The sequence below is a fragment of the Pseudomonas sp. LBUM1663 genome, from assembly GCF_059695905.1.
In genome coordinates this window covers 1,009,011-1,029,743 of sequence record NZ_CP166792.1, presented here as the reverse complement: position 1 = coordinate 1,029,743, position 20,733 = coordinate 1,009,011, and the positions used below count along the sequence as shown (strand labels likewise).

18 protein-coding genes are annotated in these 20,733 nt (G+C 60.3%); 8 read left to right on the top strand and 10 right to left on the bottom strand.

All coding sequences use genetic code 11. The annotated features are described in order from the left end of the window. Positions 1 to 83: 83 nt before the first annotated feature. Entirely contained in the window at positions 84 to 1,046 is a 963-nt protein-coding gene (trxB, locus tag ACA075_RS04485; RefSeq protein ID WP_497297438.1) for a thioredoxin-disulfide reductase, read from the bottom strand. A gap of 316 nt (positions 1,047 to 1,362) precedes the next feature. Here trxB and cysZ point away from each other — a divergent pair, with 316 nt between their 5' ends. Then, on the top strand, positions 1,363 to 2,115 hold the full coding sequence (cysZ, locus tag ACA075_RS04480; protein WP_219095740.1) for a sulfate transporter CysZ: 753 nt from the start codon (positions 1,363 to 1,365) through the stop codon (positions 2,113 to 2,115). Between the two features lie 40 nt (positions 2,116 to 2,155). Beyond that, a complete protein-coding gene (locus ACA075_RS04475; protein ID WP_497297437.1) occupies positions 2,156 to 3,361 on the top strand; it encodes a glycosyltransferase family 4 protein in 1,206 nt (401 codons plus the stop codon). A 110-nt stretch (positions 3,362 to 3,471) separates the two neighbouring features. Here ACA075_RS04475 and ACA075_RS04470 read toward each other — a convergent pair whose 3' ends face one another. The 3 genes from ACA075_RS04470 to ACA075_RS04460 form a co-directional block, all read right to left on the bottom strand. After that, positions 3,472 to 4,575: an NADH:flavin oxidoreductase gene (locus tag ACA075_RS04470; RefSeq protein WP_497297436.1), complete on the bottom strand. Its 1,104-nt coding sequence runs from the start codon at positions 4,573 to 4,575 to the stop codon at positions 3,472 to 3,474. A 197-nt stretch (positions 4,576 to 4,772) separates the two neighbouring features. Continuing rightward, entirely contained in the window at positions 4,773 to 5,255 is a 483-nt protein-coding gene (locus ACA075_RS04465; RefSeq protein ID WP_219095738.1) for a glutathione peroxidase, read from the bottom strand. A gap of 122 nt (positions 5,256 to 5,377) precedes the next feature. Beyond that, positions 5,378 to 5,863, bottom strand: coding sequence for an FKBP-type peptidyl-prolyl cis-trans isomerase (locus ACA075_RS04460; RefSeq protein ID WP_045061434.1), 486 nt, complete (start codon positions 5,861 to 5,863; stop codon positions 5,378 to 5,380). On the opposite strand from ACA075_RS04460, the gene ACA075_RS04455 reads away from it, so the two are divergent. Genes ACA075_RS04455 through yihG form a run of 3 tightly spaced genes read left to right on the top strand, consistent with a single transcriptional unit; the run spans position 5,832 to position 9,236 of the window. After that, a complete protein-coding gene (locus tag ACA075_RS04455) occupies positions 5,832 to 6,170 on the top strand; it encodes a DUF3565 domain-containing protein (RefSeq protein WP_094469150.1) in 339 nt (112 codons plus the stop codon). The two genes, ACA075_RS04460 and ACA075_RS04455, sit on opposite strands and share 32 nt — an antisense overlap. A 60-nt stretch (positions 6,171 to 6,230) precedes the next feature. Continuing rightward, positions 6,231 to 8,330 (top strand): phosphate acetyltransferase, encoded by a 2,100-nt coding sequence (gene pta / locus ACA075_RS04450; protein WP_109628005.1) that lies wholly within the window; start codon positions 6,231 to 6,233, stop codon positions 8,328 to 8,330. Continuing rightward, positions 8,331 to 9,236 (top strand): 1-acylglycerol-3-phosphate O-acyltransferase, YihG family, encoded by a 906-nt coding sequence (yihG, locus tag ACA075_RS04445; RefSeq protein ID WP_497297435.1) that lies wholly within the window; start codon positions 8,331 to 8,333, stop codon positions 9,234 to 9,236. It abuts the gene before it with no gap. Positions 9,237 to 9,403: 167 nt separating this feature from the next. Here yihG and cysN read toward each other — a convergent pair whose 3' ends face one another. From cysN to ACA075_RS04430, 3 genes are all read right to left on the bottom strand, one after another. Then, the gene (gene cysN, locus ACA075_RS04440) at positions 9,404 to 11,302 is read right to left on the bottom strand and encodes a sulfate adenylyltransferase subunit CysN (RefSeq protein ID WP_219095735.1); all 1,899 of its coding nucleotides are present in this window, start codon (positions 11,300 to 11,302) and stop codon (positions 9,404 to 9,406) included. A gap of 9 nt (positions 11,303 to 11,311) precedes the next feature. Beyond that, entirely contained in the window at positions 11,312 to 12,229 is a 918-nt protein-coding gene (gene cysD / locus ACA075_RS04435) for a sulfate adenylyltransferase subunit CysD (protein ID WP_010463281.1), read from the bottom strand. 267 nt (positions 12,230 to 12,496) lie between these two features. Further along, complete coding sequence (locus ACA075_RS04430) at positions 12,497 to 13,255, bottom strand: Nif3-like dinuclear metal center hexameric protein (RefSeq protein ID WP_109628001.1); 759 nt, start codon at positions 13,253 to 13,255, stop codon at positions 12,497 to 12,499. Between the two features lie 102 nt (positions 13,256 to 13,357). Here ACA075_RS04430 and algW point away from each other — a divergent pair, with 102 nt between their 5' ends. From algW to ACA075_RS04415, 3 genes are all read left to right on the top strand, one after another. Continuing rightward, positions 13,358 to 14,518, top strand: a complete 1,161-nt coding sequence (gene algW, locus ACA075_RS04425) for a Do family serine endopeptidase AlgW (protein ID WP_219095734.1) — start codon at positions 13,358 to 13,360, stop codon at positions 14,516 to 14,518. Between the two features lie 86 nt (positions 14,519 to 14,604). After that, positions 14,605 to 16,710 carry a TonB-dependent siderophore receptor gene (locus ACA075_RS04420; protein ID WP_497297434.1) on the top strand — a complete coding sequence of 702 codons (2,106 nt, stop codon included), beginning with the start codon at positions 14,605 to 14,607 and terminating at the stop codon, positions 16,708 to 16,710. A gap of 12 nt (positions 16,711 to 16,722) precedes the next feature. Further along, entirely contained in the window at positions 16,723 to 17,451 is a 729-nt protein-coding gene (locus ACA075_RS04415) for a DUF4198 domain-containing protein (protein WP_497297433.1), read from the top strand. Positions 17,452 to 17,583: 132 nt separating this feature from the next. Here ACA075_RS04415 and hisC read toward each other — a convergent pair whose 3' ends face one another. The 3 genes from hisC to hisG form a co-directional block, all read right to left on the bottom strand. Beyond that, the gene (hisC, locus tag ACA075_RS04410) at positions 17,584 to 18,636 is read right to left on the bottom strand and encodes a histidinol-phosphate transaminase (RefSeq protein WP_497297432.1); all 1,053 of its coding nucleotides are present in this window, start codon (positions 18,634 to 18,636) and stop codon (positions 17,584 to 17,586) included. Between the two features lie 2 nt (positions 18,637 to 18,638). Beyond that, positions 18,639 to 19,964: a histidinol dehydrogenase gene (hisD, locus tag ACA075_RS04405; protein WP_497297431.1), complete on the bottom strand. Its 1,326-nt coding sequence runs from the start codon at positions 19,962 to 19,964 to the stop codon at positions 18,639 to 18,641. A gap of 126 nt (positions 19,965 to 20,090) precedes the next feature. Beyond that, entirely contained in the window at positions 20,091 to 20,726 is a 636-nt protein-coding gene (gene hisG, locus ACA075_RS04400) for an ATP phosphoribosyltransferase (protein WP_007901570.1), read from the bottom strand. Between the last annotated feature and the right edge of the window lie 7 nt (positions 20,727 to 20,733).

Below are 20,733 nucleotides of genomic sequence, written 5' to 3'. Positions count from 1 at the left end.
CCGCTCCCACAGTGCTATGTGATGAGACATTAAATCGTGGGCACAAAAAACCGGCCGAAGCCGGTTTTTTCATTTCAACGATTTCAGAACTTGGCGTTCTGCAGGTCATCGAGGTAACGCTCCGCATCCAGTGCCGCCATGCAACCGGCGCCGGCCGAGGTGATGGCCTGACGGTAAACGTGGTCAGCCACGTCACCGGCAGCGAAGATGCCTTCGACGCTGGTGGCCGTTGCGTTGCCGTCGCGGCCGCCCTGCACAACCAGGTAACCGTCTTTCAACGTCAGCTGGCCTTCGAACAACGAAGTGTTCGGGGTGTGGCCGATGGCGATGAACACGCCATCAACTGTCAGCTCGTCAAAGCTGCCGTCGTTGTTCTTCAGGCGGGCACCGGTCACACCCATGTTGTCGCCCAGGACTTCGTCCAGGTTCGAGTTCAGCTTCAGGATGATCTTGCCTTCGGCCACGCGGGCGTTGAGCTTGTCGATCAGTATCTTCTCGGCGCGGAAGGTTTCGCGGCGGTGGATCAGGATCACGGTGCTGGCAATGTTGGCCAGGTACAGTGCTTCTTCAACAGCGGTGTTGCCGCCACCCACTACAGCCACTGGCTTGTTGCGGTAGAAGAAACCGTCGCAGGTTGCGCAGGCCGATACGCCTTTGCCCATGAACGCTTCTTCCGACGGCAGACCGAGGTAACGCGCGCTGGCGCCGGTAGCGATGATCAAGGCGTCGCAAGTGTAAGTCGCGCTGTCGCCGATCAGGGTGTACGGCTTGGCAGCGAAGTCCACGGCATTGATGTGATCGAAAACGATCTCGGTTTCAAAGCGCTCGGCGTGCTCTTTCATGCGGTCCATCAGCGCCGGGCCGGTCAGGCCGTGGACATCGCCCGGCCAGTTGTCGACTTCGGTGGTGGTGGTCAGTTGACCGCCGGCTTGCATGCCGGTGATCAGCAGTGGCTTGAGGTTGGCACGGGCGGCATAGACCGCGGCGCTGTAACCGGCAGGGCCGGAACCGAGAATAATCACTCGCGAATGACGGACTTCAGACATGACCTGCTCCTGTTGACCGGCCTGGAACACCTGGCGCGGAACGCCGGGTTGCCGGCGGGAATAAAAAAGGACCGTTGAAAGCACTTGGGGAAGGCTTGAACTCGACAGTCCTGTAAAAAGAATGGGTGCAGCGTATCGAGGGGGCGAAGATTAAGGAAATACGGTTTAACAATCCAGCTCATAGGTGGTCTCTATCCCGTCACACTGAATATAGAGACGCCTTTGTTACAGTTGATGTCGATGCTTCGACCGCGCTTTCGCCTGTCAGGCAAAGCCGGTAAGGTCGGCGCGTTTCCCCCTCTGCTCGGAGCACGTTATGCCCGCCCCTGTTCTGTCCGGCCCGCAATACCTGCGCGAAGGCCTCAAGCTGGTCTTGAGCCCCAGCCTGCGTTTGTTCGTGTTGTTGCCCCTGGCGATCAACCTCGTGCTGTTCGTCGGATTGATCTACCTGGCCAGCCATCAATTCAGCCTGTGGGTCGATACGCTGATGCCATCCCTGCCCGACTGGCTGAGTTTTCTCAATTACGTCCTCTGGCCGATTTTTGTCGTGCTGGTGGTTCTGATGGTGTTTTTCACCTTCACCATGCTCGCCAACGTCATCGCCGCGCCGTTCAACGGCTTCCTGGCGGAGAAGGTCGAAGTGGTGGTAAGGGGCACCGATGACTTCCCGGCGTTCAGTTGGGGCGAACTGATCGCCATGATCCCGCGCACCCTGTCCCGTGAAATGCGCAAACTCGGCTACTTCCTGCCGCGGGCAATCGGGTTGTTCATTCTCTCGTTCATTCCCGTGGTGAACATTATCGCCGCGCCGCTGTGGCTGCTGTTCGGGGTGTGGATGATGGCGATCCAGTACATCGACTACCCGGCGGACAACCACAAACTCGGCTGGAACGAAATGCTCGCCTGGCTGCGCCAGAAGCGCTGGCAGAGCATGAGTTTTGGCGGGATCGTGTATCTGGTGTTGCTGATTCCGGTGGTCAACATCCTGATGATGCCGGCAGCCGTGGCCGGAGCGACCCTGTTCTGGGTGCGTGAGCGCGGCGCAGAGAATCTGGTCACCCAACGCTGACACCGTCACAAATCCATCATCGAAACGCCACAATGACGACATGCCCCCAGCCGACACTGGGGTCATGACGACAGCTCTGCATATCACCCTGATCACCGAAACCTTCCCACCGGAAATCAACGGCGTGGCCAATACCCTCGGCCGCTTGTGCGATGGCTTGCGCGCGCGCGGGCATCAGGTCGAACTGGTGCGGCCACGTCAAAGCTGCGATCAGTTAGCGGCCAGTAGCGATGAGTTGTTGCTGTGTCGCGGCTGGCCGTTGCCGGGCTATCCGGGTTTGCAATGGGGTCAGTCGTCGATGCACAAGCTGCTGCGGCGCTGGAAACGCCATCGCCCGGACGTGCTCTACATCGCCACGGAAGGGCCACTGGGATTGTCGGCGTTGCGGGCGGCGCGGCGTTTGGGGATTTCAGTGGTCAGCGGCTTTCACACCAATTTCCAGCAGTATTCCAATCAGTACGGGCTCGGCTTGCTGTCGCGCTTGCTGACTCATTACCTGCGCTGGTTTCACAATCGTTCTACGTTGACTCTGGTGCCGAGCACCAGCCAGCGACTGGAACTGGAGCGGCGTCATTTCGAACGTCTTGTGCTGTTGTCCCGAGGGGTCGACAGCCAATTGTTTCATCCGGTGAAACGCCTGCAATCCTTACGCGAACAGTGGGGGCTCGCCGAGAAGGACATTGCGGTCATCCACGTAGGACGCCTGGCGCAGGAGAAAAATCTAGGCTTGCTCAAGCGCTGCTTCGACGCGCTGAAAACCACTTATCCACAGCGCAAACTGAAATTGATCGTGGTCGGCGACGGGCCGCAGCGAGGTTTTTTGGAGAAGGAACTGCCTGAAGCGATTTTCTGCGGCTCACAACGAGGCGAAGCGTTGGCCAGTCACTATGCGTCAGCGGATGTATTTCTATTTCCGAGCCTGACCGAAACCTTCGGCAATGTGGTGCTTGAAGCGCTGGCCTCGGGGTTGGGCGTGGTGGCTTACGATCAGGCTGCCGCGGCTCAGCACATTCGCCATGGCTACAACGGCGTGTTGGCGATGCCGGGGGACGAAGAGGCGTTCTGCGATGCCGCGACGTGGTTGTTGGAGGAGCGCGAAACCTTGCGTTGTGTGCGGCTCAATGCGCGCCAACATGCAAGTCGTCAGGGATGGGCGGCGATTATCGAGCAGTTTGAGGGGCAATTGCGGGGGGCTTGTGTCAGGGAACAGGTGGTGCCGAATGCACCAACCTTGCCCCGAGCCTAGGGTGACATTGAGTCAGTCATCGCCAGCAGGCTGGCTCCCACAGGTTCCGTGTATACCGCAGAACCCGTGTGGGAGTCAGCCTGCTGGCGATGAGCCTTGCCAGTCGCCGCTTAAACCAGCGTCATCAACGCCTCACGGCTGAACGGCAGGATGTCTTCCTCACGACCATCACGCACTTTCTGCGCCCAGTCCGGGTCGACCAGCAGCGCACGCCCTACCGCCACCAGATCGAACTCATCGTTGTTCAAGCGCTCCAGCAGTTTCTCCAGGCTGGCCGGCTGCGCGATCTTGTCGGTGTTGACCATGAACTGCAGGAACTCGCCATCCAGGCCAACGCTGCCCACGGTGATGGTCGGCTTGCCCGTCAGCTTGCGCGCCCAGCCGGCCAGGTTCAGCTCGGAACCGTCGAACTCCGGCTCCCAGAAACGGCGCGTCGAACAGTGGAAAATGTCCACGCCGGCGTCGGACAGCGGCTTGAGGAACTCCCCCAGCGCCTCCGGTGTTTGCACCAGGCGCGCGGTGTAATCCTGCTGCTTCCACTGCGAGAAACGGAAGATGATCGGGAAGCCTTCGCCGACGGCTGCACGCACAGCCTGAATCAATTCGATGGCGAAACGCGAACGGTTGGCCAGGCTGCCGCCGTATTCATCGGTGCGCTGGTTGCTGCCTTCCCAGAAGAATTGGTCCACGAGGTAGCCGTGGGCGCCGTGGATTTCCACACCGTCCATGCCGATGCTTTGGGCGTCTTTAGCCGCCTGGGCGAACGCGGCGATCACATCCTGGATATCTTGTTGAGTCATGCCGTGAACCACGACCTGACCGTCCTTCAATTTCTCCGACGGACCGTAACCCGGAACGCTGGCATCCGGCTCGGTGCCGATGCGGCGCACGCTGCCCACATGCCACAACTGCGGAACGATCTTGCCGCCCTCGGCGTGGACCGCGTCGACCACTTTCTTCCAGCCCGCCAGCGCGGCTTCACCGTAGAAATGCGGCACGTTCGGGTAGCCGTTGGAAGCCTTGTGCCCGACGGTGGTGCCTTCAGTGATAATCAGGCCAACGCCTGCGGCGGCGCGGCGACGGTAGTACTCGATCACTTTGGAGTTAGGCACGCCGCCCGGCGAAAACGAGCGGGTCATCGGCGCCATGACGACGCGGGTCGGCAGTTCGAGGGTGCCGAGGTGGAACGGTTTAAACAGGGCTTTGACTGGCATGGGACGCTCCACGTGAAAAGACTTTATGACGGCGATAATATGGAGAGCCGCAAGCTTTGAACAGCACTATTGATTTGGGTGATTAAGGGTCAAAAGACAGCAGGAGCGTAGCTTGCTCGCGAAGGTGTCAGGTCAGTCGATATCAATGTTGAATGACATGACGCCTTCGCGGGCAAGCCTCGCTCCTACAGAGGGGGTTAGCTCAGCGCTTTTTCAATCGCATGGATGACCGTCGGATCATCCGGCGCTGTGCGCGGCGAGAACCGCGCCAACACACGGCCGTCCTTGCCCAGCAGGAATTTTTCGAAGTTCCAGGTGATGTCCCCCGGAAACTCCGCGCCCTCGCCCGCCAACAGACGGTACAGCTGATGACGATCATGACCGTTGACTTCCAGCTTGCTGGACAACGGAAATGTCACGCCATAGTTGAGGCTGCAGAATTCCTGGATCTCTTGCTCGGTGCCCGGTTCCTGCCCGGCAAACTGGTTGCACGGCAAGCCCAGCACACTGAAACCCTGGCCTTTGTATTTCTGGTAAAGGTTTTCCAGTGCCGCGTACTGTGGGGTCAAGCCACATTTGGAGGCGACGTTGACCACCAGCACGACGTTCCCTTTAAAGGGCGCCAGCGGTAGCTCCTGTCCATCCAGGGCTGTCAATTTAAGGTCGTGAAAAGCACTCATGACGAACTCCAGATTCCCGTGTTCTACTCGAAACAGCCACTTGGCGTTGTCGCCAGGGACAGCCGCGGACTAAAAAGGCGCCCTCGGGCGCCTCTCCAGTTCTCTGAGCTTAGCGCAGAAAATCAGTGGTGATGGCCACCTTCGCCATGGACGTGACCATGAGCGACTTCTTCCTGGCTGGCGTCACGGATGTCGATGATCTTGACCTGGAAATTCAGGCGCTGACCGGCCAACGGGTGGTTGCCGTCGACAGTAACGTCGTCGCCGTCCAGATCGCGGATGGTGACGATCTGCATCTGGCCGTCCGGCGCGGAAGCGTGGAACTGCATGCCCACTTCCAGTTCGTCGACGCCTTCGAACATGCTGCGGCTCAGGGTGCTGACCAGTTCGGCAGCGTATTCGCCGTAGGCATCTTCAGGTTCAACGGCTACGGTCAGCTCGTCGCCGACTGCTTTGCCTTCCAGCGCCTTTTCCAGGCCCGGGATGATGTTACCTGCGCCTTGCAGGTAGACCAGCGGCGCGCCGCCGGCGGAGCTGTCGATGACCTCACCAGCGTCGTTGGTCAGGGTATAGTCGATGGAGACAGCCTTATTGGCGGCGATCAGCATGGGGCGAGACCTTTTGCATAAGAATGAAGAAAGGCCAAGTTTAGCGAAGCAATCGTCCGAAAGCGAACACAACCCGGACAGACGGATCGCGGCGAAAGACTCGACGGTCACCGGTTTCCATCAGGATGAGGACGGGCATTGGGTGGCCGAGCTTTCCTGCGGCCACACCCAGCACCTGCGCCACCAGCCACCGTGGCAATCGCGCGCCTGGGTCCTGGACCCCGCGCAACGTATTGAAAAAATAGGCCAGCCCTTTGATTGCGGTTGGTGCGCACAAGGCTCGGTTAGCGATAACCTTGGCGACTGAATTTCGGTAGATCGTCAGACATAGATGATCGCCATTGCCATGCACCCTTAGAGAATCCGCATGCAAACTTTTTTTATCGCGCCCACCGATTTTGGTGTGGGTCTGACCTCCATCAGCCTCGGGCTGGTGCGCACCCTTGAGCGCGCCGGCCTTAAAGTCGGCTTTTTCAAACCGATTGCCCAGCCGCATCCGGGTGACACCGGGCCTGAACGGTCCACTGAACTGGTGGCCCGCACTCACGGTTTGAAACCGCCGCAGCCGCTCGGTCTGGCACACGTCGAGCGCATGCTCGGCGACGGTCAGCTGGATGAGCTGCTCGAAGAAATCATCACTCTTTATCAGCAAGCGGCCGTCGGCAAAGATGTGCTGATCGTCGAAGGCATGGTCCCGACCCGCAGCGCCAGTTACGCCGCGCGGGTCAATCTGCATTTGGCGAAAAGCCTCGACGCCGAAGTGATCCTGGTCTCGGCGCCGGAAAACGAAGTGCTGACCGAACTGTCTGGCCGGGTGGAATTGCAGGCGCAATTGTTCGGTGGTCCGAAAGACCCGAAAGTCCTCGGCGTGATCCTCAATAAGGTCAAGACCGATGAAAGCATGGAGGCCTTCGCTTCGCGCTTGAAGGAGCATTCGCCGTTGCTGCGCAGCGGTGACTTCCGCTTGCTCGGCTGCATTCCATTCCAGCCGGAATTGAACGCGCCGCGCACCCGCGACGTCGCTGATCTGATGGGCGCGCAGATTCTCAATGCCGGCGATTACGAAACCCGGCGCATGACCAAAATCATCATCTGCGCCCGCACCATGCGCAACACCGTGGAGCTGCTCAAGCCCGGCGTGCTGGTGGTGACCCCCGGCGATCGCGACGACATCATCCTCGCCGTCAGCCTCGCGGCCATGAACGGCGTGCCCCTGGCCGGCCTGTTGCTGACCAGCGACACCCTGCCCGACCCGCGCATCATGGACCTGTGCCGAGGCGCGTTGCAGGCGGGGTTGCCGGTGTTGTCGGTGAGCACCGGCTCCTACGACACCGCTAACCAGTTGAACGGTCTGAACAAGGAAATCCCGATCGACGACCGCGAGCGCGCGGAGATCATCACCGACTTCGTCGCCAGTCATCTGGATGCCAACTGGCTGCACCAGCGTTGCGGCACACCCCGTGAAATGCGCCTGTCGCCCGCGGTGTTCCGCTATCAATTGATCCAGCGCGCCCAGGCCGCCAACAAGCGCATCGTCCTGCCTGAAGGCAGCGAGCCGCTGACCGTGCAAGCGGCGGCGATCTGTCAGGCGCGCGGCATCGCTCGCTGCGTGTTGCTGGCGAAACCGGAAGACGTCGAGGCCGTCGCCCGCGCCCAAGGCATCGAGCTGCCGCCGGGGCTGGAGATCCTTGACCCGGACCTGATTCGCGAGCGCTACGTCGAGCCGATGGTTGCGCTGCGAAAAAGCAAAAGCCTCAACGCCCCGATGGCCGAGCAACAACTGGAAGACACCGTGGTGATCGGCACCATGATGCTGGCGCTGGATGAAGTCGACGGCCTCGTCTCCGGGGTCATTCACTCCACCGCCAACACCATCCGCCCGGCCCTGCAGCTGATCAAAACGGCGCCGGGCTGCACGCTGGTGTCGTCGGTGTTCTTCATGTTGTTTCCCGAAGAAGTGCTGGTCTACGGCGACTGCGTGATGAACCCGCACCCAAGCGCCAGCGAACTGGCCGAGATCGCTCTGCAAAGTGCCGACTCGGCAGCCGCATTCGGCATCACCCCGCGTGTGGCGATGATCAGCTACTCCAGCGGTGAATCGGCCAGCGGCGAAGAAGTCGAGAAGGTTCGCGAAGCGACGCTGCTCGCCCACGAACAGCAGAACTCGCTGCTGATCGACGGCCCGTTGCAGTACGACGCCGCTGCCAACGAAACCGTCGCCCGGCAACTGGCGCCAAACAGCCAGGTCGCCGGTCGCGCCACGGTCTTCGTGTTCCCCGACCTGAACACCGGCAACACCACGCACAAAGCCGTGCAGCGCAGTGCCGATTGCGTCAGCCTCGGACCGATGCTGCAAGGCCTGCGCAAACCGGTAAACGACCTGCCGCGCGGCGCGCAAGTCGATGACATCGTGTACACCATCGCGCTGACCGCGATTCAAGCTGCCAACCGACCTATGGATCTTTAAATGCTGGCCTTTCTACCTGCCGCCGTGCGCGGCGTGATTGCATCGTTGTTGCTGGCGTTGAATACCATTTTGCTGTGCTCGTTTCTGTTCTGCGTGGCGATCTTCAAGGTGTTGCCCTTTGCCCTCACCCAGCGTTTCACGCTCTGGTTGATGAGCCATACCCATGAAGCCTGGATCAGCAACAACAAGGCCTGGATGAACCTGGTCTGCCGCACCCGCTGGCACCTCAGCGGCCTGCAAGGGCTGGATTATAAGCACTCGTACCTGATCACCAGCAACCACCAGAGCTGGGTCGACATCATGGTGTTGCAGTACGTGCTCAACCGTCGCATCCAGCCGCTGAAGTTCTTCCTCAAACAGGAACTGATCTGGGTGCCGGTGATTGGCCTGGCCTGGTGGACGCTTGGCTTTCCTTTCATGAAACGCTACTCCAAGGCCTATCTGGAAAAGTACCCGGAGAAGAAAGGCAAGGACCTGGAAACCACCCGTAAGACCTGCGACAAGTTCCGCAATAACCCGGTGGGGATTTTCAATTTCGTCGAAGGCACGCGCTTTACTGAAGGCAAGCATGCGCAGCAGAAATCACCGTTCAAGTATCTGCTCAAGCCCAAAGCTGGCGGCATTGCGTTTGTGCTGGATGCGATGGGCGAACAACTTGAGTCGATCGTCAACGTGACCATTCACTACCCGGCGGGGCGTCCCGGCTACTGGGATCTGCTGTGCGGGAATGTGAAGGATGTAGTGGTGCATTTTCAGGAGCTGAAGATTCCGCCGCAGTTCATTGGCAAGAATTACGACCAGGATGGCGAGTATCGACTGCAATTTCAGGGCTGGATCAATCAGCTGTGGGAAGACAAGGATGCGTTGCTTGCGCAGATGCATCGGGAATTCCCAGACAAACGCTGACCTACTGTGGGAGCCAGCCTGCTGGCGATAGCGGGTTGACATTCAGCAGATTTATTGCCTGATTCACCGCAATCGCTAGCAGGCTAGCTCCCACAGTTGACCGAGTTGAGCAAAAAAAAACCCGCCGATGATCACTCATCGGCGGGTTTTTTGTTAACGGCTAACGCTTAGATCGCGCCACGCTTGCGCAGCAGATCCAGCACTTGCTTGACGCTTTCTTCCAGCGACAGCGACTGGGTGTCGACCACGAGGTCGGCGTCCAGCGGCACGTCATACGGGAAGGAATCGCCCGGGATGTTGTCCCCGGCCGCCGCGTACAGGCCTTGCGGATCACGCTCGGCACAGACTGTCGGCGAGGCCTGGACGTAGACCGTCAGCAGACGTTCCTTGCCGATCAGTTCCCGGGCCTGCTCGCGACCTTCGGCACTCGGCGCCACGAAGGCCGCCAGGGTCAACAGACCGGCTTCGTTGAACTGACGCGCAACGTGCGCGGCACGACGCCAGTTCTCGGTACGCCCGGCGCGATCCTGCGGCAGACCTTTGTTCAGGTCGTGACGCAGGTTCTGGCCATCGAGGACAAACACCGCACGACCCAAGTCGAACAGTTTGCGTTCAACCGCATAAGCCAGGGTGCTTTTGCCCGCGCCCGACAAACCGCTGAACAACACGGTGGCCGGTTGCTGACCAAAACGCTGGGCGCGTTCTTCGGTGGCCACGTGCGCCAGTTTGCCGTGGTGCGTGCTGCTGCCATGCGCCAACGGCTGAGCGATGATCATGCCGGCGGCAACGGTGCCGTTGGTCAACCGATCGATGACGATGAACGAGCCGGTGGTGCGGTTGCTGGCGTAACCGTCCAGCGCGATCGCGGCGTCGAGGCTGACCTTGACCCGGCCGATCTCGTTCAGGTTCAACGAGCTGGCCGGACCTTCTTCCAGGGTGTTCACGTCAACACGATTGACGATGCTGGTGATCGAACCCGGCACGTAACTCGTGGCGCGCTTGATGTCGTACTTCTTGCCCGGCAGCATCGGCTCTTCGGCCATCCACACCAGCATGGCGTCGAAGGCGTCGGTCACTTGCGGCAGGTTGTCGGCGTGCACCAGCAAGTCGCCGCGGGAGATGTCGATCTCGTCTTCCATGGTCAGCGTGACAGCCTGACCCGGACCGGCATGCTCCAGCTCGCCTTCGAAAGTGACGATGGATTTTACGCGGCTGCTCTTGCCCGACGGCAGCACAACGACTTCGTCGCCCTTGTGCACGACGCCGCTGGCCAGGGTGCCGGCGAAACCACGGAAGTTCAGGTTCGGACGATTGACGTACTGAACCGGGAAACGCAGGTCGGTGTAGTTGCGGTCGTTGGCGATCTCGACGGTCTCGAGAATCTCCATCAGCGACTGGCCGGTGTACCACGGCGAGCGCTCGGACTTGTTCACCACGTTGTCGCCTTTCAAGGCCGACATCGGCACGAAGGCCATGGTGGTCGGTTTGAACGCGATGCCTTCGGCGAACTTCAGGTAATCGGCCTTGATCGACTCGAACACGCTTTGGTCAAAGCCATTGATGTCCATCTTGTTGACGGCCACCACGATGTGCTTGATGCCCAGCAACGAGGCAATGAAGCTGTGACGACGGGTCTGGGTCTGCACGCCGTAGCGGGCGTCGATCAGGATAATCGCCAGGTCACAGGTGGACGCACCGGTGGCCATGTTGCGGGTGTACTGCTCATGGCCCGGGGTGTCGGCGATGATGAATTTGCGTTTGGCGGTGGAGAAATAACGGTACGCGACATCAATGGTGATGCCCTGCTCCCGTTCGGCCTGCAGGCCGTCGACCAGCAATGCCAGGTCGATATCGTCGCCGGTGGTGCCGACTTTTTTCGAGTCGCGGGTGATGGCTTCCAGGTGATCTTCGTAGATCATCTTGGAGTCGTGCAGCAGGCGCCCGATCAGGGTGCTCTTGCCGTCGTCGACGTTGCCACAGGTCAGAAAGCGCAGCATTTCCTTGCGTTCGTGCTGGCCCAAATAGGCGAGGATGTCCTCGCTGATCAAATCAGATGCGTGCGACATGACAACCCCTTAGAAATAACCCTGACGTTTCTTTTCTTCCATCGAGCCTGCGCCATCGTGGTCGATGACCCGGCCCTGGCGTTCGGAAGTTCGCGTCAGGAGCATTTCCTGAATGATGTCGGTCAGGCTGGTGGCCTCGGACTCGACCGCACCGGTCAGCGGGTAGTCACCCAGTGTGCGGAAACGGACTTTCTTCTTGACGATGCGCGCCTTGTCTTCGTCGCTCAGGTGATTGAGCAGGCGTTCGTCGTCGATCATGATCCAGGTGCCATTCATCTCGATGACGTCGCGTTCGGCGGCGAAATACAGCGGCACAATCGGGATGCCTTCGAGGTAGATGTACTGCCAGATGTCCAGTTCGGTCCAGTTCGACAACGGGAACACACGAATGGATTCGCCCTTGTTGACGTTGCCGTTGTAGACGTTCCACAGTTCCGGGCGCTGGTTTTTCGGGTCCCAGCGGTGCTTGGTGTCGCGGAAGGAATACACGCGCTCTTTGGCGCGGGACTTCTCTTCGTCGCGGCGAGCGCCACCGAAAGCGGCGTCGAAGCCGTACTTGTCGAGGGCTTGTTTCAAACCTTCGGTTTTCATGATGTCGGTGTGCTTGGCACTGCCGTGGGTCAGCGGGTTGATGCCCTGCGCGACGCCATCGGGGTTCACGTGCACCAGCAGGTCCAGGCCGAGTTCTTCGACCATGCGGTCGCGGAACGCGTACATCTCCTTGAACTTCCACCGGGTGTCGACGTGCATCACCGGGAACGGCAGTTTGCCCGGGAAGAATGCCTTGCGCGCAAGGTGCAGCATCACGGCGGAGTCTTTACCGACGGAGTACAGCATCACCGGGTTATCGAACTCGGCGGCGACCTCGCGGATGATGTGGATGCTTTCGGCCTCCAGCTGTTTCAGATGCGTCAGTTTGTCGACCATGGCTACTCACGAAAACGATCTTATGGACGGCCAGCGGGCCGTGTTCGAGCGGGGAATCCTAGCACAGCGACCTCTTCTAATCAGGACGCCAGCTAGATCGAAAGGGCATATGAATATACCCCCGCGTTTGGGCACCGAAGACCCTGTGGGAGCGGGCTTGCTCGCGAAAGCGGTGGATCAGTCGACATCAATGTTGAATGTCAGTACGCCTTCGCGAGCAAGTCGAATCGTCGCACCGCCGCCCCCACATTTGGTTTGCAGTGTTAATCAGATCGGATTCGGGCAATCGATAAAGATGTGCTCAAGGGCAAACCGGCGGGCCAGGTAATCACCCAATGCCTGCACGCCATAGCGCTCGGTGGCGTGGTGGCCGGCGGCGATGAAGCTGATGTCGTTTTCCCGGGCGCTGTGGAAGGTCTGCTCCGAGGCCTCGCCGCTGAGGTACAGATCGACCCCGGCCAACACGGCCTGATCGATATAACCCTGGCCGCCACCGGTGCACCAGCCAACGCGGCGGATCATCTCGCTGCCTTCGATCAGTAACGGCTCGCGGCCCATGACTTCCTGCACGCGACGGGCGAAATCACGGGGCGTCATCGGTTCGCTCAACGAGCCGACCAGCCCGACCACTTTGAGGTTGTCCGGATCCAGCGGGCCTTCGACCGTGATGTCGAGCTGACGCGCCAGCTGCACGTTGTTGCCGACGTCCGGGTGCAGATCCAGCGGCAAGTGATAGGACAGCAAGCTGATGTCGTGCTTGAGCAGGGTTTTCAACCTACGCTGCTTCATACCGGTGATGCACGGATTCTCGCCTTTCCAGAAATAGCCGTGATGCACCAGTACCAGATCAGCCTGGGCTTCGACCGCGGCGTCCAGCAACGCCTGGCTTGCCGTGACGCCGCTGACGATGCGCATCACCTGCGGCCGACCTTCGACCTGCAAGCCGTTGGGGCAGTAATCGGCAATCCTGGCACTGTTCAGGTAACGGTCGGCTTCTTCGACCAGGGTGCTCAAGGCGACGGCCATAAAAGACTCCTAAATATCCCGTTCAGAGGCGAGCTGCGCCTCGTATAATGCGCGACATTATGGGCGGTCTCATACCGCCTGCAACCTCTCAGGACGTGCTTAATGCTCAAGGCGCTGCGTTTTTCCGGCTGGCCGCTGTTGGCCGGCGTGCTTATCGCTCTGTTGATCATCCAGCGTTACCCGCAGTGGGTCGGGCTTCCGAGCCTCGACGTCAACCTGCAGCAAGCCCCGCAAACCACCACGATGCAGCAAGGTCCGGTGTCCTATGCCGACGCGGTCACCACCGCCGCGCCGTCGGTGGTGAACCTTTACACCACCAAAGTCATCAACAAACCGAACCATCCCTTGTTCGAAGACCCGCAGTTCCGCCGCTTCTTCGGCGACAACTCGCCCAAGCAGAAGCGCATGGAGTCGAGCCTGGGTTCGGGCGTGATCATGAGCCCGGAAGGTTATTTGCTGACCAACAACCACGTCACCAGCGGTGCCGACCAGATTGTGGTCGCGCTCAAGGACGGTCGCGAAACCCTGGCCCGCGTCATCGGCAGCGACCCGGAAACCGACCTCGCGGTGCTGAAAATCGACCTGAAAAACCTGCCGTCGATCACCGTCGGTCGCTCCGACAACATCCGCATCGGTGACGTCGCGCTGGCCATCGGCAACCCGTTCGGCGTCGGCCAGACCGTGACCATGGGCATCATCAGCGCCACCGGTCGTAACCAGTTGGGCCTGAACAACTACGAAGATTTCATCCAGACCGACGCCGCGATCAACCCCGGCAACTCCGGCGGTGCGCTGGTGGATGCCAACGGCAACCTGACCGGCATCAACACGGCGATCTTTTCCAAGTCCGGCGGCTCGCAAGGCATCGGTTTTGCGATCCCGGTCAAACTGGCCATGGAAGTGATGAAGTCGATCATCGAACACGGGCAGGTGATTCGCGGTTGGCTGGGGATTGAAGTGCAGCCGTTGACCCAGGAACTGGCGGAGTCGTTTGGTCTGTCGGGCCGCCCGGGCATTGTGGTCGCAGGGATTTTCCGTGACGGTCCGGCGCAGAAGGCCGGCCTGCAACTGGGGGACGTGATCCTCAGCATCGACGGCGAACCGGCTGGCGATGGACGTCGTTCGATGAACCAGGTGGCGCGGATCAAACCGACTGACAAGGTCACCATTCAGGTGATGCGCAACGGCAAAGAGCTGAAGCTCACGGCTGAGATCGGCCTGCGTCCGCCACCGGCGCCGGTTAAAGAGAAAGAAGAAAACTGACGCCAGCCCGAGGATCTCGGGCTAACAGCAGACATTCTCATTAGGCATGTTATATTGTTTCAGTATCTCAATTGGAACAACATAACATGTCGTCTCGAACAATGGCTTCTGTGGCAAGTCTTGCCCTCGGCCTGCTGGGGGAGCCGGTCTTCGCCGAAGAGCCCGGCACCCTCGAACTGGACGCCATCAGCGTCACCTCCGACTACGAATCGCCCACCGGCCCGGTCCGGGGCTACCGCGCCACGCGGTCTTCCAGCGCGACCAAAACCGATACCGCGATCCGCGACATCCCGCAATCCATCAGCGTGATTCCCGTCAGTGTGCTCAATGACCTGGGCAGCACCAGTGTCGAGCGCGCCCTGGATTTTGCCGGCGGCGTGTCGAAGCAAAACAACTTCGGCGGCCTGACGCTTTACGAATACAGCGTGCGTGGCTTCACCACATCAGAATTCTACAAGGACGGTTTCAGCGCCAACCGGGGCTATCCGAGCACCCCGGACGTCGCCAACATCGAGCGCATCGAAGTGCTCAAAGGACCCGCCGCCAGTCTCTACGGGCGCGGCGATCCAGGCGGCACGGTAAACATCGTCACCAAGAAACCCCAGCCCGAAGCGCTCACCACCCTGCAAACCAGCGCCGGCAGTTGGGATCGCTATCGCACGGCGCTCGACGTCAACACGCCGCTGGATAACGACGCCAACGTGCTGTCGCGAATCAACCTGGCCGTCGAGGACAATCACAGCTTCCGCGATCACGTCGACAGCCAACGAGTGTTTGTCGCCCCCTCCTTCAGTTGGCAACTGAACCCGGACACCAGCCTCTTGGTGGAAAGCGAATTCGTCCGTCACAGCTCCACGTTCGATCGCGGCATCGTCGCGCCGAACAACAAATGGAGTGGCGTTTCCCGTTCGACGTTCCTTGGCGAACCCAATGACGGCAACATCGACAACCACAACAATCTGCTGCAAGCCTCGCTCGAACATCATCTCAATGACAGCTGGAAGCTGCGCCTGGCCAGCCATTACAAGGAAGGCAAACTCTGGGGCTACGCTTCCGAAAGTCGCCCGCTGAATGCCGACGGCCACACAGTGAATCGGCGTTATCGCGAGCGCGACACAAACTGGCACGACAGCATCACCCAACTCGAATTGCGCGGTCTGTTCGACCTCGGTAGTTGGCAGCACGAACTGCTGATTGGCAGCGAGTATGAAAACTTCCGCAAGAACGAACGGGTCACGACCATTGCCGGCGGTCCTTACGCCATCGACATTTATCACCCCGTCTACGGTCAGCCAAAACCCAACGGCAAGCGCTCCGGCACCGACCTTTTTGAACACGTCGAAAGCCGGGCGCTGAACCTGCAGGACCAGATTGTCTTCACCGACAAACTGCGCGGCATGCTCGGTGTACGCTTCGAACACTTCGAGCAAAGCATCGACGATCACAGCCGCGGCGCCACCAGCCGCCAGAGTCACGACGCCTTCACCCAACGGGCGGGTCTGCTTTATCAGCTGACACCCGAAGTCGGGCTGTTCGCCAACGCCTCCACCTCGTTCAAACCGAACAACGGCCTGGACGCTGGCGGCCAATCCTTCGATCCGGAAGAAGGCGTCGGTTACGAAGTCGGGATCAAGAGCGAGCTGTTCGACGACCGTTTGAGCACCACCCTTGCCGCCTTCCATATCGAAAAAGAAAACGTCCTGGCGCTCGACCCGGGCACAGACACCAGCCGCTCCATGGGCAAGGCCCGCAGCCAGGGATTTGACCTGCAAGTCACCGGGCAAGTGACCGACGCCGTGCGGGTGATCGGTGCCTTCGCCTACATCGACGCCGAGGTCACCGAGGGCGACAAGGTAATTCCCACCGGCAGCCGAATCCTCGGCGTCGCCAAGCGCAGTGGCAGTCTGCTGGGCGTTTATGAGTTTCAGGATGGCCGTTTGCGCGGTTCCGACGTCGGCGCGGCGTTCACTTACGTCGGCGATCGCTCAGGCGAATCCGGCAGCGATTTCGAGCTGCCGGCTTACCACACCGTCGACCTGCTGGCCCATTACAAGGCCAGCGAAAACGTCACTGTCGGCCTGAACCTGAACAACCTTTTCGACGAGAAATACTACGAGCGCTCGTACAGCAATTACTGGGTCAACCCCGGCGAGCCGCGCAATTTCACCGTCAGCCTCACACTCAATCTGTAAAAGGAAGTTCCCATGCAACACCTCAAACCCGCACTGCTCAGCCTGCTGCTCGGCCTGTTGTTTACCGGCCAGGTGTCGGCCCATGGTCTCTGGACCGAACAACGTCGCGGCAACATCGAAGTGATTTACGGCCACGGCGCCGAAGACAATGCCTTCAAGGCACAAAAAATCAGCGGCGCCTGGGCCTATGACGTCAACGGCAAACTGATCCCGGTGACCGTACAGCGCCTGGCCGATCACGCACGTCTGCAACCGTTGAAGCCGCCCGCCGTGATGGCGGTGGCGCTGGACAACGGCATGTGGTCGCAGACGGCGGATAAAAAATGGATCAACGAAGGACGCAGCAAAGTGCCAGGGGCCATCGAGTCGACGCAGACCTTCAAATACAGCCTGGCGATTTATCAACCAGGAGCGAAGTTGCCGAAGCTTGATCAGATGAAACTGCTGATTCTGCCGGAGGTTGATCCGCTGACGGTCGGACCGGGCAAGTCGCTGCCAGTGCGGGTGCTACTGGATGGGAAACCGGCGGCGGGGGTGAAGTTGACGGGTGACTATCGCAGTGCGCCGAATACGTTGAGCACCGAGACGGATAAGGATGGACGCGCGCAGGTGGTGGTGCGCAATGAAGGGTTGAATGTGATTTCGGCGCAGATGGAGATTGTGTTGAAGGACAATCCGGATGTCGCGACGCGCGGGGTGTTCAGTTCGCTGACGTTCCTCGGTGAACCGCATCACGAGTAACCCAGAAAACCTTGTAGGAGCGTGCGGTGCGGCGGTCCGACTTGCCCGCGAAGAACGATAACTCGGTGTAACAGGTAAACCGTGTCATCACTCTTCGCGGGCAAGCCTCGCTCCGACGGGATCAGCGCTGGATCAGAGGTCGCCGAGGCCGTCGATCAGTGCCTGATTCTGTTCCGGCGTACCAATCGATATCCGCAAGAACTGCGCAATCCGCTCCTGCTTGAAGTGCCGGACGATCACGCCTTGCTCGCGCAACTTCGCTGCCAGCCCGGCCGCATCGTGCTTTGGATGACGCGCAAAAATGAAATTCGCCGCCGATGGCAACACCTCAAAGCCCTTCGCTTCGAGTTGCGCAACCACCCACTCACGATGCTCGATGACCAACTGGCAGGTCTTGTCGAAGTACTCGCGATCCTCGAACGCCGCCGCTGCCCCGACATTCGCCAGGCGATCCAGCGGATAGGAGTTGAAGCTGTTCTTGATCCGCTCCAGCGCCTCGATCAAATCCGGGTGCCCCACCGCCAGGCCCACCCGCAGACCTGCCAGCGAGCGAGACTTGGACAAGGTCTGAGTCACCAGCAGGTTCGGATAGCGGTCCACCAAAGTGATCGCCGTCTCGCCGCCAAAGTCGATGTAAGCCTCATCCACTACGACCACCGAATCCGGGCTGGCCTTGAGGATTTGCTCCACCGCGTCCAGCGCCAGCAGGCAACCGGTCGGGGCATTCGGGTTCGGGAAAATGACCCCGCCGTTCGGCCTGGCGTAGTCCGCCGGGCTGATCTGGAACTGCTCGTCCAGCGGCACCGCGTCGAACTTGATGCCATACAAACCGCAGTACACCGGATAGAAGCTGTAGCTGATGTCCGGGAACAGCACCGCTTTGTCGTGTTGCAGCAAGCCGTGGAAGATGTGCGCCAGGACTTCATCGGAACCGTTGCCGAGGAACACCTGATTGGCCCGCACGCCGTAATACGTAGCCACGGCGTTTTTCAGCAGATCGCTGTTCGGGTCTGGGTACAGGCGCAGATTGTCGTTCAGTTCGGTCTGCATCGCCGCCAGGGCTTTTGGCGATGGGCCGTAAGGGTTTTCGTTGGTGTTGAGCTTCACCAGTTTCGCCAGTTTCGGCTGCTCGCCCGGCACGTAAGGCACCAGATCCTTGACGAACGGGCTCCAGAATTTACTCATGTTCAGTTCCCCTTTTGCTCGTCAGCGATGCGGTATTCGGCGCTGCGGGCGTGGGCAGTCAGCGACTCGCCACGGGCCAGCACGGAAGCGGTCTTGCCCAGTTCGGACGCACCCTGCTCGGAGCAGAAGATGATCGACGAGCGTTTCTGGAAGTCGTACACACCCAGCGGCGAAGAAAACCGCGCGGTGCCGGAGGTCGGCAACACGTGGTTGGGACCTGCGCAGTAATCACCCAGGGCTTCGGAAGTGTGCCGGCCCATGAAGATCGCGCCGGCGTGACGGATCAGCGGCAGCCAGGCTTGCGGATCGGCGACCGACAACTCCAGGTGCTCCGGCGCAATACGGTTGGCCACTTCGATGGCTTGTTCCATGTCGCGAACCTTAATCAACGCACCACGGCCATTGATCGAGGTTTCGATGATCTCGGCACGTTCCATGGTCGGCAGCAGTTTGGCGATGCTAGCCGCGACCTTGTCGAGGAACTCGGCGTCCGGGCTGACCAGAATCGCCTGGGCGTCTTCGTCGTGCTCGGCCTGGGAGAACAGGTCCATGGCAATCCAGTCCGGATCGGTCTGGCCGTCGCACACCACGAGGATTTCCGACGGGCCGGCGATCATGTCGATGCCGACCTGGCCGAACACGTGGCGCTTGGCGGTGGCGACATAGATATTGCCCGGGCCAACCACCTTGTCGACCTTCGGCACGCTTTCGGTACCGTAAGCCAATGCGGCAACCGCTTGCGCGCCGCCAATGGTGAAAACGCGGTCAACTCCGGCGATGCACGCCGCGGCCAGCACCAGCTCGTTGATTTCACCGCGTGGGGTCGGCACCACCATGACCACTTCGGTCACGCCGGCGACCTTGGCCGGAATCGCGTTCATCAGTACCGAGGACGGATAAGACGCTTTGCCGCCCGGTACATACAGGCCGGCGCGATCCAGCGGCGTAACTTTCTGGCCCAGCACGGTGCCGTCGGCTTCGGTGTAGCTCCAGGAATCCTGTTTCTGTTTCTCGTGGTAGCTGCGTACCCGGGACGCGGCTTTTTCCAGCGCTTCACGCTGCGCCACGGTGATTCGGGTCAGGGCCAGTTCCAGGCGCTCACGAGGCAAGATCAGGTCCGCCATGGACGCGACCTGCAGGCCGTCGAACTTCTGGGTGAATTCCACCAGCGCCGCATCGCCACGCTCGCGCACGGCTTTGATGATGTCCAGCACTCGCTGATTGACCGAGTCGTCAGACACACTTTCCCAGCTCAGCAGATGATCCAGATGATGCGCGAAATCCGGGTCAGCAGCGTTGAGTCGGCGAATTGCAGTCGGTGCGGTCATAGCGAGAGCCTCATAGGATTGGCAAAAAACTCAGGTGCCGTAAGCTAGCAGCCGATCCGCTTGGGCACCTGAGAATTCTGGCTATGAGGCGGATAGACGGGCGCGACTTAACGTCGCGCTGGTGAATCAGCCGCGGTGTCGAGACTCCACTGCCTTGCGCAGGGTGTCGATCAACGCCTGGATACGGGCGTGCTGCATTTTCATCGAAGCTTTGTTGACGATCAGCCGGGAGCTGATGTCGGCAATGAAATCCTGGGGTTCCAGGCCATTGGCGCGCAGGGTGTTGCCGGTGTCGACCACGTCGATGATCTTGTCCGCCAGACCGATCAGCGGCGCCAGTTCCATCGAGCCGTAGAGCTTGATGATGTCGACCTGACGGCCCTGCTCGGCGTAGTAACGCTTGGCAACGTTGACGAACTTGGTCGCCACTCGCAGGCGGCCCTTGGGCTCGACGTCGCCGACACGACCGGCGGTCATCAGCTTGCAGAGGGCAATTCGCAGGTCCAAAGGCTCGTACAGACCCTGGCCACCGTATTCCATCAACACATCTTTACCGGCGACGCCCAGGTCCGCGGCACCATGCTCGACGTAGGTCGGCACATCGGTGGCGCGCACGATCAGCAGACGCACGTCGGCCTGGGTCGTGGGAATGATCAGCTTGCGGCTCTTGTCCGGATTCTCGGTCGGCACGATGCCCGCTTCAGCCAGAAGCGGCAGGGTGTCGTCAAGGATGCGGCCCTTGGACAGTGCGATGGTCAACATGGGAAAC

Bases quoted from the DNA above. Each gene is read 5' to 3' on its own strand.
- ACA075_RS04470 (WP_497297436.1), bottom strand. From the start codon at position 4,575: ATGCCAGTCAAAGCCCTGTTTAAACCGTTCCACCTCGGCACCCTCGAA.
- ACA075_RS04415 (WP_497297433.1), top strand. From the start codon at position 16,723: ATGCAACACCTCAAACCCGCACTGCTCAGCCTGCTGCTCGGCCTGTTG.
- cysD (WP_010463281.1), bottom strand. From the start codon at position 12,229: ATGGTCGACAAACTGACGCATCTGAAACAGCTGGAGGCCGAAAGCATC.
- algW (WP_219095734.1), top strand. From the start codon at position 13,358: ATGCTCAAGGCGCTGCGTTTTTCCGGCTGGCCGCTGTTGGCCGGCGTG.
- trxB (WP_497297438.1), bottom strand. From the start codon at position 1,046: ATGTCTGAAGTCCGTCATTCGCGAGTGATTATTCTCGGTTCCGGCCCT.
- cysN (WP_219095735.1), bottom strand. From the start codon at position 11,302: ATGTCGCACGCATCTGATTTGATCAGCGAGGACATCCTCGCCTATTTG.
- ACA075_RS04460 (WP_045061434.1), bottom strand. From the start codon at position 5,863: ATGCTGATCGCCGCCAATAAGGCTGTCTCCATCGACTATACCCTGACC.
- hisD (WP_497297431.1), bottom strand. From the start codon at position 19,964: ATGACCGCACCGACTGCAATTCGCCGACTCAACGCTGCTGACCCGGAT.
- ACA075_RS04420 (WP_497297434.1), top strand. From the start codon at position 14,605: ATGTCGTCTCGAACAATGGCTTCTGTGGCAAGTCTTGCCCTCGGCCTG.
- ACA075_RS04430 (WP_109628001.1), bottom strand. From the start codon at position 13,255: ATGGCCGTCGCCTTGAGCACCCTGGTCGAAGAAGCCGACCGTTACCTG.
- ACA075_RS04465 (WP_219095738.1), bottom strand. From the start codon at position 5,255: ATGAGTGCTTTTCACGACCTTAAATTGACAGCCCTGGATGGACAGGAG.
- yihG (WP_497297435.1), top strand. From the start codon at position 8,331: ATGCTGGCCTTTCTACCTGCCGCCGTGCGCGGCGTGATTGCATCGTTG.
- hisC (WP_497297432.1), bottom strand. From the start codon at position 18,636: ATGAGTAAATTCTGGAGCCCGTTCGTCAAGGATCTGGTGCCTTACGTG.
- cysZ (WP_219095740.1), top strand. From the start codon at position 1,363: ATGCCCGCCCCTGTTCTGTCCGGCCCGCAATACCTGCGCGAAGGCCTC.
- ACA075_RS04455 (WP_094469150.1), top strand. From the start codon at position 5,832: ATGGAGACAGCCTTATTGGCGGCGATCAGCATGGGGCGAGACCTTTTG.
- pta (WP_109628005.1), top strand. From the start codon at position 6,231: ATGCAAACTTTTTTTATCGCGCCCACCGATTTTGGTGTGGGTCTGACC.
- ACA075_RS04475 (WP_497297437.1), top strand. From the start codon at position 2,156: ATGCCCCCAGCCGACACTGGGGTCATGACGACAGCTCTGCATATCACC.
- hisG (WP_007901570.1), bottom strand. From the start codon at position 20,726: ATGTTGACCATCGCACTGTCCAAGGGCCGCATCCTTGACGACACCCTG.